Source organism: Maridesulfovibrio pacificus (SeqCode) (assembly GCF_048612815.1).
GTDB classification, from domain to species: Bacteria; Desulfobacterota; Desulfovibrionia; order Desulfovibrionales; family Desulfovibrionaceae; genus Maridesulfovibrio; species Maridesulfovibrio pacificus.
On record NZ_JBLZNE010000001.1, the window covers coordinates 287838 to 306350 of the forward strand.

An 18513-nucleotide genomic window follows, 5' to 3' on the forward strand; every position below is an offset into this window, starting at 1 on the left:
ATGAGCACAACTTGCACTTGTTATTTTTAAGTAGTAGAAGTTTAGCCCTGATCATAAATATTGGTTTATATTTTAAAAGCTTAAGTATAAGGCGAAGCGGGGTTGGCATGAGCGGTAAATTGGTTTCCATGAACGATCTTTCACTTACACTGGATCGTGGACCGGTGTTGCAGGGTATCGATTGGGATATCCGTTCCGGTGAGCATTGGGCAGTACTCGGGCCTAACGGTGCAGGTAAAACTACATTGATGATGATTTTGGCCGGTGAAGTCTGGCCGGATGATGATACCAGCCGGGAATTCTGCGTTGAGGGCGAGGTTGTCCACAGCCCGCTGGAACCCCTTGAGCGTTACCGTATGATTTCCCCGGAGCATCAGGATATTTTTGAGAAACTGGCTTGGGACGTGACCGGGGAAGAAGTCGTTTTGGCCGGTAAGGATAATACTCCGTTTTTATATCGTCTTGCAGATGATGAAGAGTACGTGCGGGTCCGTGATTATATGGAATCGCTGGGGATGCTGGACCTTGCCAAGCGCAGCATGGTTAAAATGTCCCGAGGTGAGGGGCGCAAGATTCTCATTGCCCGTGCACTGATGGCTGAACCGGAAATACTTATTCTGGACGAATTTCTTGAGGGCATTGACCAGCAGTCCCGTGAGCAGTTGATTCGGGCAATTGATATTGCCGCTGCCAACGGAACAACTATTATTTGTTCCGCTCACCGTAAGGAAGAATTGCCTTCCTGCGTCAATAAAACTTTGTATATCCGTGACGGTAAGATTGACCACTGTCGGGACGGAGAGGGACGTGAGGTTTCCTGTGCAAGCCCCCGGGAACTGAAGCGGACTCCGCCCGAAGTGAACAGCATTGAGCCGGGACGGACTTTATTCAAACTTTCCGATGCAAGTGTGGTTTTTCTCGGGAAGACAGTGCTGAATAATATTGATTGGGAAATGACCGGCGGTCAAAGCTGGGCTGTTTTGGGTCGTAACGGTGCCGGGAAGTCCACTCTTCTGCGTTTGCTTTACGGAGATGCTGCAGCCTATGCCGCTGAAGATGAAATGAAACGTCTGCCCGAAAGAGGCGATAATTTGCGTTCTGTTCGTGGACGTATGGGCATGGTTTCCGCTTCCATGCAGGCCTCATTCGGTGAAGCTGTGGGTAAGCCGATCCCGATTTTTGATGTAGTTATTTCCGGGTTCTTTGCTTCTGCGGGAATTCTGGACGAAATTTCGGATGAAATGCGTGAGAAGACATGGGAGTGGTTACGCTTCTTCGGTATTGAAGAACTAGCGAATCGGCCCATGGAACAGGTCTCTTACGGGCAACTGCGCAAGGCGTTTATTGCCCGTGCACTGATTTCCGGACCGGATGTTTTGTTGCTTGATGAGCCGCTGGCCGGAGTTGATGAAGAATCTCGCCATGAGATTTATCAATTGTTGGAATTACTGGCCAAGGCCGGTGTCGCCATGGTTTACGTTACACACCATCGTGAAGAACTGATTCCTTCAATCTCACATGTTCTTGAAATTGATGGAGGCAAGGTCGCCTTCCGGGGAACTAAAGAAGATTATTGCAAATTACGCGACTAAGAAAGAAGGGGATGTTTAACATCCCCTTCTTTATTTTTTGACCCAGCCTTTGGCATTCATACAGCGCTGGAAGGCTTTTACTTCCTTAGTGTAAAGATCCTGATCCTGCGTGTAAGTTCTTTGTGGAAGGTCGTTGTCCGGAGCGGAGTTGCTAGCTTTTTGCGATCTTTTCAGACACTCAGCTCGGTCTGCGGTAAAGCGTTCGCTTCTGTTTACGGAAAGATCAAGGGTGGGATTCTGCCACGAGGTGCAGCCTCCTAAGAGCAGTAATCCGGTCAGTACGATATATTTCATGTTTTATCCTTCATCAGGCTTTGACAATGAAGCCTGCATTTCTCAAACTTTCTTTGTTGTAAGGGAATTCCTTTCCATCCAGTCCAAGCATAGAACCGCCCGCAGCCTCAACAATGGCTTGTCCGGCACCTGTATCCCATTCCATGGTAGGATTAAAACGGGGATAGAGGTGAGCTTTGCCTTCCGCAACAAGGCAGAATTTGATGGCACTTCCTGCCGGGGTCATTTTTTTTACGTTGAGTGTTTCCAGATATTCCGCAAGTTCCGGTGCAGGGTGAGACCTGCTTCCGACCACTATGAGTCCTTCGTTTTCAGCTGGAGGACGGGTGGTGATGGTCACAGGCGGTTCTCCGTTTCTGCTGACCTGTGCCCCGGTTTCTGTGCTTCCTGTATAAAGTGCGTCTTGTGTTGGCGCATAGATAACCCCGAGAATAGGGCGGGTTTTGCGCATTAGAGCTATGCATACGCAGAACTCGCCATTATCCTTGATAAATTCTTTAGTTCCGTCCAATGGATCTACGAGAAAAAAATAATCCCATTGTTTTCTTTCTTCATAGGGGATTTTAGCTCCCTCTTCGGATAATATGGGAATTTCGGGATACAAGGCAGCCAGACGCTTGGAAATGACTTCATTGGAGGCAATATCAGCCGCAGTAACCGGGGATTTGTCATCCTTGTTTTTCACGTCAAAACCATTGCTACGGACATCCATGATGGCAGATCCGGCTTCACGTGCAATACAGGACAGATTCTTAATTATTCCTTCCATGGGTAAGCAGTATCAAAGCTTTATCAAAGTGTCATCTATTGTAAGAGCGTGTTTAGTTGATTTTGACTTGTCAGTGTGTGAAGTTTATCTTCGAATGTTACAGGGGGAATTATGAAGATAGATGTCAAAGTTTCAGAAATGCTTGACGGGCAGTTCATGGAAAAGTGTTTTGCCTGCGGAGAAAAGGTTATTATTGCACCGCATGTTCTGCTTAGGAAGATTTCGCGTGATCTCGGGCTGGATATGAATTGTGTTGAGCGGGCCGTTTTTATAAAAGGAGCTGTTCCGGAGCGATACGCTCGCAATCTTATGACTTTTTCTGCGGAAGAACAGCGGCAGCTGTTTTTTTCAAAGGTGGCTATGGTTGGTATAGGCGGTCTTGGGGGGCATTTACTTGAGTCTTTGGCTCGGGCCGGAGTAGGGCACATCACTGCGTGCGATGGTGATAGCTTTGAGCCTTCTAACCTTAACAGGCAAAGATTTGCTGTAGAAAATTCTCTTTATAGCAAGAAAAGCGAGGCTGCTTTTGAGATGATAAGGGAAGTGAACCCTGCTGTATTCCTGGATGTACGGTCAGAGTTTATTGATGAAGATTTTGAGTCTTTTATCAGAGGTGCAGACCTTGTCGCTGATTGTCTGGGAGGACTTGAGTATAGGGGAAAGCTTAAAAAAGCTGCAGCAAAGTTGGGGGTCCCATTGGTGACGGCATCTGTTGCTGGTTGGGCTGGAATTGTTTCTACAGTTTTTCCAGGAGACACTTCTCCAGCAGATTTTTTTGGCTCTAATAACGGTCTTGAGGAAGAGTTGGGGACTCCTGTTCCTGCGATTGCTACTGCTGTAGGGGTTCAATGTGGTGAAATTCTAAAGATACTTAGTGGCAAAAAAGCTTCTCTTTCAGGCAAAGCTTTAATGTTTGATTTAGCAGAATCGTATTTTGAAACGGTCTCTCTTTAAGAAATTTATGTGAACACTAGTTCTTTGGATTTAAATTCTCTCCGGATGTTTTTTTTAGGAAGCCGAGGCATAATATAATGTGCCTCGGCTTTTTTGGGTTATTGTTCCATTCTCAGAATTTCGAATATGTGTATTTGTGTCGTAATATTTTTGTGTCTGACTATATCTTGTCTGGTTATATTAGGTGTATTATGTGAAGATACTTTGGTTTGAAGAATAGATGTTTTGCTGTTATGCACTTGTTGCGTGTTTATATTGTATGATATTTTGATCTTTTTTTTATTAATTATGTCTTTTTTGCATCGTGTTTATGTTGTTTGTGTTTGTTCGTCTGTTTATAACATTACGTAGGTAAAACTTTTTAAAATATTAAAATGAATTCAGCAATGCAAATAGGCGAATCTATTGTAAAAAATACACAATTGTGTGGACAAAATAGCCTTTTGAATATATTTCTTTGCCTATTGTTTTTTTTGACATAAATAATGCAAAGGTAGGAAATGTAGATGAAGAAACATTTAGAAGATGTTGTAATAGAGATGAATAACGTTTCTGCTGCACTTGAGTTTATAAGCGAGTCTATTGAATGCCATGCTGCTGAGGGAAGGGCTATCAATGCATGCGGATTGGCTTACTTGACTAAGATGCTGGGGGTAAGTTCTTCCAATGCGGCTGATATCTGTTGGGGGATATTTTCCGAGGTATCTGCCGGAAGTAGCGAGTCTTGCGATTCGTGATTATGAGCCTGTTTATACTACATAATCGGTTTGATTTGTGCTAAACTCATTCTGAATTTAAAGTATTAAATGGCATTAATTATTTTTGATGCTGCAAAATATATTCTAGGATTGTCATGTTTGCGGAGGTTTTCAGGTGAGCAAAAGTCCCCTTGATTTAAAGGCGAGTGAAGAAATTCCTAAAATACTGGTGGTGGATGATTCTGCAACTATGAGGAATTTTTTGACCCGAGTGCTCGAAGGCGATTATGATGTTGAAACTGCCTCCGATGGGCTTGAGTGTGTTGCCCTGTATATGAAATTAAAGCCTAGTGTAATATTGCTTGATTTGCTTATGCCGGGCATGGATGGCTTTGATGTAATTGATAAAATTAGAAATGTTATCAATGATCAGGAAGTTATAATCATTGTTCTTACCGGTCAGGACGAGCAGGAAATTAAAGCCAGGGCTCTTAATAGCGGGGCTAATGATTATCTGACGAAGCCTTTCCATGTTGTTGAACTCAAGGCAAGGGTTGGAGTCGCCATCAGGCAAGTCATGCTTAACCGTCAGCTGCAGGCGGCAAACACGAGTTTACAGCGTGCTTACGATATCATCGATGATGAAGTTAAACTTGTCGCCCGTTTACAGGACAAACTTCTACCGACGGTTGTCCCCGTTATTGAAGGTCTTGATATCAAGAGTATGTATCGTCCGTCAGGCCGTGCAAGCGGTGACTATTACGATATCTTCGGTCTCAAGGAAGGCGTGGTTCGGGTTATAATGGCCGATGTCTCAGGGCATGGTCCGCAGGCGGCTTTCATTATGGCTATCGTGCGTACACTTTTCAAGGCTGATGGAGCAAACCATAATGATCTTGCAGAGAGTTTGAACCAAATCAATGAACATCTTCTCGATCTCATTGGTAAAGACAGTTATTTTGTGACCTTGTTTGCTGCTGACATCGATTTTAATAAAGGTGTGATGAAATACATGAGTGCCGGGCATTGTCCCGCGCTGGTCATGTTGGATGGCAGAATGAATGATCCTTTAGTGGCCGATGTTCCGCCCTTAGGATTCTTCCCGGTAAACTGCGTTCTTTCGGAGTGTCGATTTACATCTTCCCTGCGGTTGTTTTTGTTTACCGACGGCTGTTATGAATGGCGTATGAATGATGATTTTTTCAGTCTCGAGCCTTTTGTGGAAATAGCAGAGGAATTGATGATAAGTAACTCTCTGCATCTTGAATCCATAGAGGATATATTGGAAGAAAAGACCGGGATTCGCCCTGTCTTTGATGACGATGTGACGGCGCTGTCGATAGATTGGTCCGGATCTGTATCCGGATGATCTTGTTAAACTAATTTGGCTTTGACGAATTTGAAGGCTGTCCGTATTTCGTTACGGTGTATGTATATTATTGCTGTTAATGCTAAAAAAACAATTATTGCAGCTGTTTTGCGATGGTTTTCGCTGTCCGGTGTAAAGTCCAGCCATTTATTTACGATCGTTTTTTTTCTTTCTTGAGGTATGGCTGCCATGTGCAAGTTAATTTCTTTGATTAAATCTGAGTTATGTTTGCCCACAGTGGGGTAAAGATTTCTTGTGTATAAGTCCTTAACACATTTGAATGAATTAGCTATTCTCAGTTCACTAAGCAGATAGATCGCTACAGGGTAATCGGCAACAAAGACTTTAACCCTTCCTTCCGCAGCTGCATTGAACATTTCTGCTGCAGAATTGAAAAGCATTAATTGCGTATAAGGATAGTGTTTTTCCATGAAAATTTTTGAGTAGTCACCCTTGATTACTCCACAGCTTTGTCCATCTTCTATTTGATCATCAACAATGATGTCAGGGGTAGTAAAAAGGCTCCCTTTGATTTGGAAGAGGTAGTCGCCGTAGAGCATTTTTTCTGCGCGACTTTCTGAATAAAACATGCCTCCGTTAATATCAGCTTTACCATTGACCGTATCCTGCACAGCCTCTTTCCATGGTTGAAGCTTGAATTTAATTTCTACTTCTACTTGTTTTGCCCATTCTTTCCAGAAATCAATGAGAACTCCGTCCGGTGCCCCCTCTTTGTTGATGAAAGCCAGAGGAGGCATGCTTGAGGAGTGAGTGATGGTTAGCGGAGTAGATGATGCCGCAGAGATTGCAGGCAGTAACATCAGTATAGCGGCAATGGTGGAGAGTATTATGGATTTGTTCATTTTATGCCAAGGCGGTTTTTAAGGTAGTAGTGCTACTTCAAAAATAGATTATTAGCAGTAAATGACACTTTAATCCACGACAAAGTCAATAGGTCTGGACTGGCATAAATAAGATTTACTTAATGATGTTCTGCGGCTGGTAGAATCTTGTTAACTTGCAGCAGCAAGTTCCATTAGTTTAGCAAAGCTTTCTTCAATAGTCTGCTTGTCTTCAACAAGCTGTTGCAGGAATCCATTGATCGCCGGAACCATTTTGATGGCAGTGTCAATTTCCGGGTTTGCACCTTTTTGATAAGCACCGATATTGACCATGTCTTCCACTTTACGGAAAGTAGCCAGCTGGCCGAGAACTTTGCGTCCGGCGGCAACAATATCACCTTGTACAATATCTCCACGAACACGGCTGACGCTTTTGAGCACATCGATGCAGGGGTAGTGCCCTTGGTCGGCAAGGTCACGGGTAAGCACTATGTGTCCGTCAAGAATTGAACGTACAGCATCGGCAATGGGTTCGGTGAAATCATCGCCGTCAACGAGTACAGTGTAAACGCCGGTGATGGAGCCATTTGGGTTTTTACCGGCGCGTTCCAGAAGTTTAGGCAGCTGTGCGAAAACTGAGGGTGTGTAGCCGCCACGGGTTGGCGGTTCACCTGCTGCAAGACCAACCTCACGACCGGCCATGGCAAAGCGGGTGACTGAATCCATCATCAAGAGCACGTCTTTATTCAAGTCACGGAAATATTCGGCAATGGCGGTGGCGGTATAAGCCGCACGCATTCGGATGAGCGGGCTTTTGTCCGAAGTGGCGATAACCAGCACAGAGCGGGCAAGTCCTTCCGGTCCGAGATCGCGTTCAATGAACTCCAGAACCTCACGCCCACGTTCCCCGATCAGGGCGATGACGTTGATGTCTGCGACTGTGTATCGGGCCATCATGGAGAGCAGTGTCGATTTACCGACACCGGAGCCGGCCATGATACCCATACGCTGCCCCTTACCCAGTGTCAGCAGACCGTTGATGGCTTTAACGCCTACATCAAGCGGTTCATTAATGCGCGGGCGTTCCAGCGGGTTGGGGGGATCGCGATGAAGAGAATTGTACGATTCGGGAATGATCGGCCCTTTGCCGTCAATAGGTTCACCAAAGGCGTCCACAGCTCGTCCAAGCAGGCTCATGCCCACAGGAACTTTGGGTGGTGTCTTGGAGTTCTCAATCAGACTTCCGGGGCTGATACCATGCATTTCCCCGTACGGCATGAATAAGCAGGCTCCGTCCCGGAATCCGACTACTTCGGCAGCGATGGGAGAGTCTGCTTCTTCGGGAATGAGTTGGCAGACTGATCCTAAGGGAGCCTTGATTCCTTTACCTTCTGCAATTAAGCCGACAACCTTGCTGACCCGGCCATAGCTGCGGCAGGGGTCCAGTGCGGAAAGAAGTTGAGTGCAGCCTTTCATATCGGCCATAACTATTCTCCTGTTCCGGGTGTGAGCTGTCCGAGAATGTCCTGAACGCCTTCCCAACGGGATGTGATCGTGTTTTCGATCATAGCGTCGGTAGCTTCAACAATTACACCGCCGTTGTCGATTGCAGGATCTGCTTTAACACGCCACTTGGCGAGGTCAGGATGTTCGGTTCGGGCCTGTTCCAGCAGGGGGCCGATGATTTCACTGTCGGCCGGTGAGACCTTAATTACTAGTTGGGTCATGGAGTCGATGCGGTTCAGGGCATCATCCAGCAGGGATGCAAGAATTTCCTGTCTGCGGGTTTCCATTTCTACTGACAGTGTCTTTTCTATGACCATGAAGACCAGTGATATGGCGTCAGCAGACTGGGCCATCATGACATTGTGTGATTGCTCTTGGATGTTTTGCAGTGTCTGGGCGACATTCTGGCTGAAGCCGATTAAATGCTGTTCAGCTTCCTGCGCTGCCTGTTGCTGGCCTGCTGCATAACCTTCGGCCTGAGCATCGGCACGGATCTGCTCCGCCTCAGCCATGGCCTTGGCAATAATTTCCTTGGCCATGTTCTGGGCTTTGGCTTTGACCCGCTCATAATATTCGCGGTCAGTGTCTTCGTTCCAGGTCGGCTTCTTCTTGCCTTCCATTTCCTGTATAGTCATCTCCTGAGTCTTGTTGTTGGAATCAAGACCCATGATAACTCTACCGGTGTAGAACTTATCGTCTTCAGCTTTAGACAAAGACATCTCCTGAACCTCTGCTGATCATAATCCGGCCTTCGTCTTCGAGGCGGCGGATGTTCTTAACAATATTCTGCTGTGCAGCTTCCACATCGGAGAGCTTTACAGGTCCCATGATTTCGAGGTCTTCGCGAATCATGTTGGAAGCACGCTCGGACATGTTCTTAAAGAAGAGCTCCTGTAAATCGTCGGATGCACCCTTGAGTGCGGTAGTGAGTTCTTCGTTTGAAACTTCCTTGAGCAGTTCGCGGATCGCGCGGTCGTCCAGTCCCTTGATGTCTTCGAAAACGAACATGAGGTTCCTGATTTCTTCGGCCATCTGGGTGGATTCTTCCTCGATTTCTGAAAGAACTTCCTCTTCGGTTGAGCGGTCTACGGCGTTGAGGATTTCCGCTACTGCGGGTACGCCGCCCACTTTCTTGCCTTCCTTGCCGCCCATGGCGATCAGCTGGCTTTGCAGCACCCGATCCACTTCCATGAGCATTTCTTCTGCAACAGCTTCAAGCTTGGCAAGTCTCATAAGCACTTCGGCTCTTACGCCGCCGGGCAGGTTGGATATGAGGTCCGCTGCCTGATCCGGGTGCAGATGCCCGATAATGAGGGCCAGTGTCTGCGGGTGCTCGTTTCTGAGAATCTGAGCCAGAATCTTGGGGCTGACGTTCTGGAGTTCCTGAAACGGAGCTGGTCCGCTTTCAAGGTCAAGTTTATCCAGAATGTACTTTGCGGTTTCCTCGTCAAGGGATTTGCTGAGCAGTCTTTTGACCTGATCGGCTCCACCCATGAGGAGTTCAGCTCCATATGCCAGAGTTTCATTGAACTCTTTGAGCACTTCTAAAACCTGTTCTTTAGGGACTGAATCCATCTCCAGCATGGCTCTTGACACGTCGGCGATTTCCTGACGGTTCATGCGTTTGAAGGTTTCAGCGGTAAACTTGTCCCCAAGGGCAAGAAGTACAATCGCTGTTTTTTGATTACCGGTGAACGGCGTGGACAATTTAAGCTGCCTCCTGCTTCAGCCAGCTCTTCAGCACCTGCACAGCCTGATCCATGTTCTTTTCCGAAAGTTGCAGAGCCTGAGCCTTGGCGTTCTCCAGTCTACGTGCCGTATCAAGAGCCTCTTCGTCAAGGTCACTTTCATCAATTGCGAGTCTTTCGCCTGCTTCCGGCAGACCGGCAACTTCGTCAATTTCTTCTTCAGCCACACGGGGCTTGATCAGGGCCATGATTACCGGGCGTACAACCAGTATCAGGAAGAGGAAGATCAGCAGGCCGTTAAGGAAAGGTTTACCGAGGCGTTGAGCGTATTCGAGCATGGTGCGCATGAGGCCTTCGTCACCGAACATATCCTGTATACCGAAGGACATATTGGAAACCTCAACGATGTCGCCGCGTACTTCGTCATAACCGACAGCTGAGCTGACCAGTTCCCGGATGCGCTGCATTTCTTCTTCAGAGCGGGGTACATAGGTCATTTCACCTGTGTCAGGGTCCTTTGCATAAGTTCCGTCAACGATAACAGCTACGCTAAGGCGCTTGAGTTCGCCCACGGGGACGATGATCTGCTGTTCTTCTTTGTTGATTTCATAGTTGGTTGTACGAGTTTCACGAGCTGAATCCTGAGTGGTAGCAGTTCCGGTGAAACCGTCACCTCTGAAGTTTGCTTCGGGCACGCCGCCGTCAACGTTGGCGGTTCCGCGGGTAGTTTCTTCGCTGGTCTGTTCAGAACGTGCAACCTGACCGTCAGGGTCGTATGCTTCTGTCTTAATGGTGCGCTGTCTGAAGTCGAGATCCGCGTTGACTTTGGCAATTACTTTGTCCGGGCCTACGATGGGCATGAGCAGACGCTGGATGCGCTGTTCAATCTTGGATTCAAGGCCGGATTTGTATTCGAGCTGGCTGTTGGTGATGTTCAGTCCCAGTCCGCCGTCATCTTCAGGCTGGTAGAGGACCTGTCCGCGCATATCAGTAATGGTGACATGCGCAGGCTTCAAGCCTTCAACAGACATTACTACAAGGTTAAGAACGCCTTTGATCTGCTTGTCGGCAAGTTTTTCGCCATCTTTGAGTTTAAGTACTACGGAAGCAGAGGGCTCAACCTGTTCTTCAATAAAAAGGGATTTCGCTGGCAGTACCAGATGGACTCTGGCGCGCTCAACCTGCGGGAACTCGCTGATTGTTCTGGCCAGTTCGCCCTGCAGAGCTCGCTGGTAGTTGATCCGCTGGATGAAGTCTGTCTGCCCGATCTGGACCTCATCGAAAATTTCATAACCGATTCCCTGCCCGTGAAGGGCTCCTTCTCCGGCAATTTTCAGACGCAGGTCATATACCTTGTCTGCAGGAACCAAAATGGTAGAGCCGTTATCCTGAATTTTATATGGCTCTTTGGTGGATTGCAGGATGGAAACAACACGGGAAGCATCTTCAGCGTACAGTTTGGTGTAGAGAACACGGTATTCTGTCTGGTTGAGCCAGAAAACCATGAGGATGAAGACAATTACGACTGTGGCCGCAAGTCCACCGATCATAATTCTCTGCGAAACAGTTCGGTCGGACCAGAAGGTCTGAAATTTACCCAGGTACTCAACGATGAAATTTGGCATACTTAAACTCCTGACGATTTTTCATTTGTTCAAGCAAATAGTGGTCCACTGCTGAAAACATCATTTAAATCAGTAGTTTGAGAGGTGTTTTTTTTGGTGTTTGGCGATGTGGTGAGGGAGGATGACAAAATAATGTCAATGCGAATGATATAGGAAAGCTACCACGAGACCCCTCGTAGCAGGGGCTCGTGGTAGCAATATTTGCAAGACAGATAAAGGAGCGGCTATGTCAGAATTAGAAAGGCATTTTCATGACTTCCTGATACGCAGTCATAACTTTGGTGCGTACAGTACTGGTCATGGTCATGGCAACGCTGGCTTTCTGTAATGAAATCATCAATTCGTGAACGTTCTGGGTTTTGCCGGAAGCAAATTCTTCGATCATCTGCTTTTTCTGGCCTTGAAGATCGTTAACGCTTTTAATTGAGTCAGTCAGGGTTTCGGAAAAAGTGTTCGGCTCGGCCTTGTTAAGGTCCATGGTCTTGTCGAACTTTTTGTCGAACTTCTGCTGGTTCTGGATGGCATTGGTGTATGCCTGCATTGCTACGTTTTTGATAGACATGTCTTGCTCCTTTTTTCGAAAGTCGGAAATCCGTCGTTCTGGGGCAGCCGCTTATTACTGGCCCATTCCAATTCTCAATGCACGGTTGAACATCCGTTTGGCGGAGTCCACTGCTTGCGCATTGGCTTCGTAAGATCTGCTGATGCTGATCATGTTAACCATTTCTTCAACCACGTTGATGTCCGGATATCTGACAATTCCCTTCTTATCCGCATCAGGATGGTTGGGCTCATAAACCTCTTTAAAAGGGCGGGTGTCGGAAACGATGCCTCGGACAGTTACACCCCGGAGCTGCTGGTTGAGCTGCTGGTTCATGGCAGTTTCAAAAGGAGAGAGAACAGGGCTTGACTCCATGGAAACACTTTTGCGGCGATAGGGTCCGCCTTCGGCTGTACGTGTTGTCTTGGCGTTTGCCATGTTCATGGACACAACGTTCAGATACTCCCTTTGGGCTTTGAGCCCTGAAGCTCCGATATCAAGTGCTGTGAAGAAGTTCATTACCTAGCTCCTTCCTGAATGATTTTGGTCATGCCCTGAAAACTTTTCCCTATAACCTGGGAGAGGGCATTGTAGTAAAGAGTGTTTTTCGCCATGGCGACCATCTCTTTATCCATATCGACCCGGTTTTCACCGTGAATAACTCGGGGTTCGAATTTGGAGAGAACGTCTCCCTGAAATTTGTTTGCATCGAAAGTTGTGGGGATGTGCATCTTGCTGGTCTTGGTCATTTTGCCTTTAGCATCAAGGTTCATGGCTTTTTGAAGGTCTTCTTCAAATTCAAGACGCTTCTCCTTGTAGCCCGGGGTGTTGACGTTAGCCAGATTGGAGGAGACAAGGTTTTGACGCTGTAATCTCAGGTCGAGTACTTTACCTGTCAATTGGATGTGGCTTCCGAAAAGTCCTTTCATGTTTATATCCTCCTGCAAAAATTTCCCGGTTCCCTTCTGGGTCGGAAACTATTGATGATTTCATTTGGTTTGTTGTTAGCAAAAGGCGTTCCATTTATATAAGTGTTCGATATTTATGGTTAAAAATATGGCATATGAAAGGGTGGGCAGGTTGGTGTCGGAAATCGGGCACACAGTATTTATTCTCTTTTATAATGTAGTAATGTCGGTTTGTGTTTTGGCACGCTGTGTGCATTAAGTTTGGCAGGCCCCGAGGGGTCGAAAAAAATGCCGCTTTGGATTGTCTTGCGGTAAATAAAATTTCCGGAGGGGAATTATGAGTCATTTAGATTATGAAATTAACAAGGAACTCGGTGAGTGTTATCTGTTCATGGGCGAACTGGATAAGGCTGAAGATTACTACAAGAAGGCAGCCGGCTCCAACGGCGTGCATCCCGATCCTTACATCGGGCTTGCTACCATCGCGGTTCAACGCGGTGAATATGACGCCGCAATGTCCCTGTACGAAAAGGCACATCAGGTAGAAGCTACTGATAAGAGCTTTGCCGGTATGGGCTTGATTCAGATGGAAACCTCCCGTCAGGATGAAGCTTTTGAAAACTTTTCTCAGGCTCTCGACATCAACATCAGCAACATGGTTGCGCTTTTCGGCATCATCAGGATCGGTCACGAGGCTGAAAGAATGGCTGAAGCTATTCCTTTCCTCGAGAGGTTCCTCGAAGTTGATCCCGAGAAGCATGAAGTCCGCTACTCCCTCGCAGGTCTTTATATCTGCATGGAGCAGAAGGATAAGGCAGTCGAGCAGCTTGAAATGATCCTTGAAAAGGATCCCGCAAATGAAGCGGCTAAGGAACTGATGAGCCAGATTTAGCTCACACAGATCCTTTATATATAGCCGACTCCCCTCCCGGTTGGTCCCGTTCCTGTACGTGTGGTTCGGGAGCGGGGACCAACTACCGGCGAGAAAGGTGCGGTCCGGAACTTGCCTTTACGGCGTAAATCCGGCACAACTCCACAAAAACAATAATCTGGAGATGTGTTATGGATATGTTGCCTGTAAAGCGCGGAGTGCTCAGTGTTACTGATAAATCCGGTCTTGCTGAATTTGCGGCTGAGTTGGCTGGCTTCGGTGTGGAACTCATCAGCACCGGCGGCACAAGAAAAATGCTTCTTGATGCCGGACTTGAGGTTAAGTCTGTAAGTGAAGTTACCGGTTTTCCTGAAATCATGGGCGGCCGCGTAAAGACCCTGCACCCCAGCGTGCATGGTGGTATTCTTGCGGACAAGGATAATCCTGAACACCTGTCGACTCTTGATGAACATGGAATCGAGACTATCGATATGGTTTGCGTTAACCTTTACAATTTTGCCAAGGCTGTTAGCGAAGGGCAGGATCTGAAGAACGCTGTCGAGCAGATCGACATCGGCGGTCCTACTATGTTGCGTGCTTCAGCCAAGAATTTCCATTCTGTTCTGGTTGTCCCCAGTCCGGTACATTACCCCCGTATTCTTGAAGACATGAAAAAGAACGACGGCAAGGTTTCTCTCGCCCTGAGAAAAGACCTCGCCGCGGAAACTTTTGCGCTTGTTTCTGAATACGATTCCATGATCGCCAAATATCTGGCAGATCACGACGCTTAGTTTTCAATAGCGGGATGTCATTTATATGGCATCCCGTTTCTCTTTATTATAAGATAAGACAATTCAGCTTCAAAAGTGGCGAAGCCTAATAAAAGGTTTAAGCCGCCGGAGGCAAAATACTTGGAGAACTACCATAGCTCTTAAAGCCAAAGGTAATACTCAGGGGCTTAAGCCCAGTGAGTTGAAACGCATCAACCGTCTTGCGGACCGCCGTTACAATGAACCCAACGGGTTCACCAACGAGCAGGCCCGTGAGCTCTCTTTTCTCAGTCATGAAATCGGACGCCAGATTGGTCTGTTGATTAACAGGCAGGGCAAGCCGGAAATGATTCTGGTCGGTGATCCGGGTTCAATCTATATTCCCGAATTGCCCAGAGCCCGTCAGGCCGAAGGGCGTTTGCGCGGTTTAAGGCTCCTGCATACTCATATTTCCGGAGAAAACCTGTCCGAGGAAGACCTTATGGATATGGTTTTCCTGCGTCTGGATAGCGTCAGTGTTATTGCTTCCGATCCTCATGGCGAGCCTGATTTCGTTCAATATGCATATCTGCTTCCTCCCGGAGCTGGTTCAAAGCCCTATGAACAGTTGCCACCCGTCCGGTGGGACCGTGCGGATATGGACCTACCGGCTCAGATTAAAGCTCTTGAAGATGAATTTCGTCGTGCAGACCGGACCCGCGATACAACGGATAAACGTGAGCGGGCCATCGTGATCAGTGTCTCACAGGATCCCAAGTCCGTGCAGGAACGCTCCCTTGATGAACTGGAAGATCTTGCCGATACTGCGGGACTGAAGGTGGAAGGACGACTGGTCCAGCGTATCCGTAAGCTCAATCCCAAATTCATTATGGGGAAAGGTAAGCTGGCTGAACTTGAAGTTATTGCCTTGCAGGCGGACGCGGAAGTGATCCTTTTTGACCAGGAACTTTCTGCCGCCCAGATGCGTAACCTTGCCAAACTGACTGAGCGGAAGATTCTTGACCGTACGCAGTTGATCCTTGATATTTTTGCTCAGCACGCTACCACCCGCGCGGGTAAACTGCAGGTGGAAATGGCGCAGCTGAAATATACCATGCCCCGTCTTGTAGGTAAGAACCGGGCCATGTCCAGACTCATGGGTGGTATCGGCGGTCGGGGACCCGGTGAAACAAAATTGGAAATCGACCGTCGCCGTATTAAAGACAAGCTGACCAAGTTGGGTAATGAGCTTAAAAAAGTCAGCCGCCAGCGCGGCTTCACCCGTGAACGCCGTGCACGGGCCGGGGTTCCGGTTGTTTCTCTGGTCGGTTATACCAACGCCGGTAAATCCACCTTGCTCAACACTCTGACCAACAGCGGAGTGCTGGCTGAAGACAAGCTCTTCGCGACTCTTGATCCTACCAGCAGACGCATTCGTTTCCCGCGTGAGCAGGAACTGATTCTCACTGATACCGTTGGATTCATCCGTCAATTACCCAAGGAATTGAAGGAAGCTTTCCGGGCGACTCTCGAAGAATTGGAAGCTGCGGACGTACTGCTGCACGTTTGCGATTCTTCACATCCGGAAGTGGATGAGCAGATAGCAGCGGTAAATAATATCGTTGCCGACATGAAACTCGATGATGTGGTGACCATTCTCGTGCTCAACAAGTGGGATAAGCTTGATGATGAACAACGTGAACTGATGCGTAACACTTATCCGCAGGGCATTCCGTCCAGCGCAGTGGAACGCCGTTCGCTGAATGTTCTGGTAGAAGAAATTCTCAACGCCATCGATAGGCTCGGGCATAAATTTTAAGACCGGGCCTACTCGTTAAGTTCTTTCCTTATTGCATTAATACCTGTAAATTAGTAAAAAATGTTTAAACAACAGCAGTACTAATTTTTTTCAGAAGCAGTTGTTGGCGGAGGTTGCCATGGCTAAGGAAGAAGGTATTGAAGTAGAGGGCATAGTTCAGGAAGCATTGCCTAATGCTATGTTTAAGGTTGAGCTTGAAAACGGGCATGTAATTTTAGGACATATTTCCGGCAAAATGCGTAAGCATTATATACGAATCCTGCCGGGAGACAGAGTTAAGGTAGAGCTTTCGCCATATGACCTTACTCGAGGGCGGATTACCTTCCGCATGAAATAATTTATGCGCAGCTTTCAGTCTTGTTCCGACTGATGAGGTTTTTATGAGTGCAAAAGGGGTAGTCAGCTGGTTCAACGATATCAAAGGATTCGGCTTTATTGTGGATGAAGCCGGAAGGGATATCTATGTCCATTATTCAGAAGTGCATCGTGATGGATTCAAGACCTTGAATGTTGGTGAGAAAGTTGTCTTCGAAGTGATAGATGAAGACACGGCCCCCAAAGCAACTGCTGTTCGAATTATTAATTACTAGTAGATTCAATTCATATAAATTTTAAGCCCGTCTGTTGAGAAACAGGCGGGCTTAATTGTTTATAGCAGTTGTTTGTGAGTTCTTTGGAAAGCCAGATGAAAGTTTTTGTAATTTTTAAACACTACTTTCTTATCTCTGGCCGGCTTCGTTTTTCGTGGGTTCTAATACTGCGTCTACGTTGACAACACGCGAGGTCATCTTGTTGTTCTCGATTTCGTAGCGGGTCAGCTTCCATTCTACGTGGTCGATGAAATCTACCTTTGCCCATCCTTTGGAGGGCAAGCGTTTTACCATCTCTTCGAGAAAGTCATCGATATCGATGTAATGTCCTTCGAAATCAACGTTTAACACTTTATCCTTGTAGACAATTTTTTCAAACGGCAACTCCATTTTAATATCTTCGAAGTCTTCTTCGGATAAGCCATGGACATCTCCGTAAACTCTTACGTCTTCCATATAAATCTCCTCTGTGAAGGGGATAGTTTTTTTAGTTGAATACCATTCCGAAATAGGAAGATATTGCTACATTTGGATTCATGCAACAAAAAACGGTTCACATAATTGCGAACCGTTTATGTCTGGGTTTCAAAAAGAGGCTATCCTGCTAATGGGGCTTACGACTTTCAATGAGCTTGATTGCTTTTTCCGGCAGTAAGTGCAAATCCGGTTTTGAAATCTGCTCATCTGCACCTACGGATTCACCTTTGTGGCGCAGTTCTTTAGTGATAATAGAAGAGTAGAGAATGATAGGCAGGTCTTTAAGGTCCTGATCATCCCTGATCCATTTGGTAAGGGTGAATCCATCCATTAGCGGCATTTCAATGTCTGACACTACTATTTCAACGTAATCCTTTATTGGGCGGTTTTGCTGTTTGGCAACATCTTTGATGTTTTGCAGGGTGTTTCTGGCTTCCTCGCCATTATGAACGATAGTGTGGCGGAAGTTTGCCTTTTCAAGGCTTCTTTCAAGCATGGCCCGGATGGTGGGCGAGTCGTCGCAGACCAAAACATTGTATGCCTCGGTTGCAACTGCGGATGGAGCATCGAAATCACCACCGAGAGTAGGATCAAGGTCGGCAAGTATGGATTCGAGGTCCAGTAATTGGATGAATCGATCCTCGCGCTCAACTATTCCTACAATACAACTGTCGTCGTAACTGCTCATGAACTTGTCAGGCGAAAGAACTTGTTGCCATCCGACACGATGGATTTCAGTTACCCCGCTGACCTGAAAACCTGAAACGGTCTGGCTGAATTCAGTCACAATAACGATGTCGTATTTTTGCTTCTTGCGCTCCATTCCCAGCCATACTGCAAGGTCCAGTACAGGGAGAATATGATTACGCAGGGGAATTGTTCCCATAAAGCAAGGATGTTCAGCCGACTCGGGATGTTCGAGATCAGGGCTTTCAATTACCTGCATGACTTTGGCAACGTTGACACCAAAATGGCATCTTTCTTCCGGGCCATCTTCTGATGCGGGTAGGTCAATATAAAATTCAAGAATTTCGAGCTCATTGGTGCCGGTCTCGAGCAGGATTTCTGTCTTTGCCATGATAGTGGCTCCTGAAAAAATTATATTAAAGATGTTTAAGTTCTTATTCTAGTAAGTTACAATATTAGAAAGTTCAGGTCCATAAATTTTGGACGGAATGTATTTCTTTTTGATAATGGATAGTTCTTTACAAATATGGCTTA

General features: G+C 46.8%; 21 protein-coding genes. 9 read left to right on the top strand and 12 right to left on the bottom strand.

Annotated features, from left to right (window positions below; all coding sequences use genetic code 11):
- Positions 1–107: 107 nt before the first annotated feature.
- Complete coding sequence (locus ACNI23_RS01425) at positions 108–1592, top strand: ATP-binding cassette domain-containing protein (RefSeq protein WP_420246307.1); 1485 nt, start codon at positions 108–110, stop codon at positions 1590–1592.
- 30 nt (positions 1593–1622) lie between these two features.
- Here ACNI23_RS01425 and ACNI23_RS01430 read toward each other — a convergent pair whose 3' ends face one another.
- Together ACNI23_RS01430 and cysQ are read right to left on the bottom strand one after the other, a co-directional pair.
- Complete coding sequence (locus ACNI23_RS01430; protein ID WP_420246309.1) at positions 1623–1886, bottom strand: hypothetical protein; 264 nt, start codon at positions 1884–1886, stop codon at positions 1623–1625.
- 13 nt (positions 1887–1899) lie between these two features.
- Complete coding sequence (gene cysQ, locus ACNI23_RS01435) at positions 1900–2655, bottom strand: 3'(2'),5'-bisphosphate nucleotidase CysQ (RefSeq protein WP_420246310.1); 756 nt, start codon at positions 2653–2655, stop codon at positions 1900–1902.
- A 111-nt stretch (positions 2656–2766) separates the two neighbouring features.
- Between cysQ and ACNI23_RS01440 the strand changes: the two genes are divergently transcribed.
- From ACNI23_RS01440 to ACNI23_RS01450, 3 genes are all read left to right on the top strand, one after another.
- Positions 2767–3609, top strand: coding sequence for a ThiF family adenylyltransferase (locus ACNI23_RS01440; protein WP_420246311.1), 843 nt, complete (start codon positions 2767–2769; stop codon positions 3607–3609).
- 506 nt (positions 3610–4115) lie between these two features.
- On the top strand, positions 4116–4346 hold the full coding sequence (locus tag ACNI23_RS01445; RefSeq protein ID WP_420246313.1) for a hypothetical protein: 231 nt from the start codon (positions 4116–4118) through the stop codon (positions 4344–4346).
- 136 nt (positions 4347–4482) lie between these two features.
- On the top strand, positions 4483–5676 hold the full coding sequence (locus tag ACNI23_RS01450) for a PP2C family protein-serine/threonine phosphatase (protein ID WP_420246314.1): 1194 nt from the start codon (positions 4483–4485) through the stop codon (positions 5674–5676).
- Between the two features lie 5 nt (positions 5677–5681).
- Here ACNI23_RS01450 and ACNI23_RS01455 read toward each other — a convergent pair whose 3' ends face one another.
- The 8 genes from ACNI23_RS01455 to flgB form a co-directional block, all read right to left on the bottom strand.
- On the bottom strand, positions 5682–6539 hold the full coding sequence (locus ACNI23_RS01455; protein ID WP_420246315.1) for a transporter substrate-binding domain-containing protein: 858 nt from the start codon (positions 6537–6539) through the stop codon (positions 5682–5684).
- A 150-nt stretch (positions 6540–6689) separates the two neighbouring features.
- Entirely contained in the window at positions 6690–8003 is a 1314-nt protein-coding gene (locus tag ACNI23_RS01460; RefSeq protein ID WP_420246317.1) for a FliI/YscN family ATPase, read from the bottom strand.
- A gap of 2 nt (positions 8004–8005) precedes the next feature.
- The gene (locus ACNI23_RS01465) at positions 8006–8743 is read right to left on the bottom strand and encodes a FliH/SctL family protein (protein WP_420246319.1); all 738 of its coding nucleotides are present in this window, start codon (positions 8741–8743) and stop codon (positions 8006–8008) included.
- On the bottom strand, positions 8730–9731 hold the full coding sequence (fliG, locus tag ACNI23_RS01470; RefSeq protein ID WP_015851034.1) for a flagellar motor switch protein FliG: 1002 nt from the start codon (positions 9729–9731) through the stop codon (positions 8730–8732). The genes ACNI23_RS01465 and fliG overlap by 14 nt, the downstream gene beginning before the upstream one ends.
- A 1-nt stretch (position 9732) precedes the next feature.
- Positions 9733–11337, bottom strand: a complete 1605-nt coding sequence (fliF, locus tag ACNI23_RS01475) for a flagellar basal-body MS-ring/collar protein FliF (protein WP_420246320.1) — start codon at positions 11335–11337, stop codon at positions 9733–9735.
- A gap of 235 nt (positions 11338–11572) precedes the next feature.
- Positions 11573–11899, bottom strand: a complete 327-nt coding sequence (fliE, locus tag ACNI23_RS01480) for a flagellar hook-basal body complex protein FliE (RefSeq protein ID WP_420246322.1) — start codon at positions 11897–11899, stop codon at positions 11573–11575.
- A 54-nt stretch (positions 11900–11953) separates the two neighbouring features.
- Positions 11954–12397: a flagellar basal body rod protein FlgC gene (flgC, locus tag ACNI23_RS01485; protein WP_420246323.1), complete on the bottom strand. Its 444-nt coding sequence runs from the start codon at positions 12395–12397 to the stop codon at positions 11954–11956.
- Positions 12397–12807 carry a flagellar basal body rod protein FlgB gene (gene flgB, locus ACNI23_RS01490; RefSeq protein WP_420246325.1) on the bottom strand — a complete coding sequence of 137 codons (411 nt, stop codon included), beginning with the start codon at positions 12805–12807 and terminating at the stop codon, positions 12397–12399. Before flgB ends, flgC begins: the two co-directional genes overlap by 1 nt.
- 316 nt (positions 12808–13123) lie before the next feature.
- Between flgB and ACNI23_RS01495 the strand changes: the two genes are divergently transcribed.
- The 5 genes from ACNI23_RS01495 to ACNI23_RS01515 all read left to right on the top strand — a co-directional run bounded on the left by ACNI23_RS01495 (position 13124) and on the right by ACNI23_RS01515 (position 16815).
- Positions 13124–13678, top strand: a complete 555-nt coding sequence (locus ACNI23_RS01495; RefSeq protein WP_420246326.1) for a tetratricopeptide repeat protein — start codon at positions 13124–13126, stop codon at positions 13676–13678.
- Between the two features lie 170 nt (positions 13679–13848).
- A complete protein-coding gene (locus tag ACNI23_RS01500) occupies positions 13849–14448 on the top strand; it encodes an IMP cyclohydrolase (RefSeq protein ID WP_420246327.1) in 600 nt (199 codons plus the stop codon).
- Positions 14449–14629: 181 nt separating this feature from the next.
- A complete protein-coding gene (gene hflX, locus ACNI23_RS01505; RefSeq protein WP_420246328.1) occupies positions 14630–16225 on the top strand; it encodes a GTPase HflX in 1596 nt (531 codons plus the stop codon).
- Between the two features lie 118 nt (positions 16226–16343).
- Positions 16344–16562 (top strand): translation initiation factor IF-1, encoded by a 219-nt coding sequence (infA, locus tag ACNI23_RS01510; RefSeq protein ID WP_015851042.1) that lies wholly within the window; start codon positions 16344–16346, stop codon positions 16560–16562.
- Positions 16563–16605: 43 nt separating this feature from the next.
- A complete protein-coding gene (locus ACNI23_RS01515; protein ID WP_420246330.1) occupies positions 16606–16815 on the top strand; it encodes a cold-shock protein in 210 nt (69 codons plus the stop codon).
- A 129-nt stretch (positions 16816–16944) separates the two neighbouring features.
- Here the strand turns inward: ACNI23_RS01515 and ACNI23_RS01520 are convergent, their stop codons facing one another.
- Together ACNI23_RS01520 and ACNI23_RS01525 are read right to left on the bottom strand one after the other, a co-directional pair.
- Positions 16945–17271, bottom strand: coding sequence for a hypothetical protein (locus tag ACNI23_RS01520; protein ID WP_420246332.1), 327 nt, complete (start codon positions 17269–17271; stop codon positions 16945–16947).
- A gap of 148 nt (positions 17272–17419) precedes the next feature.
- On the bottom strand, positions 17420–18370 hold the full coding sequence (locus ACNI23_RS01525; protein ID WP_420246333.1) for a chemotaxis protein: 951 nt from the start codon (positions 18368–18370) through the stop codon (positions 17420–17422).
- Between the last annotated feature and the right edge of the window lie 143 nt (positions 18371–18513).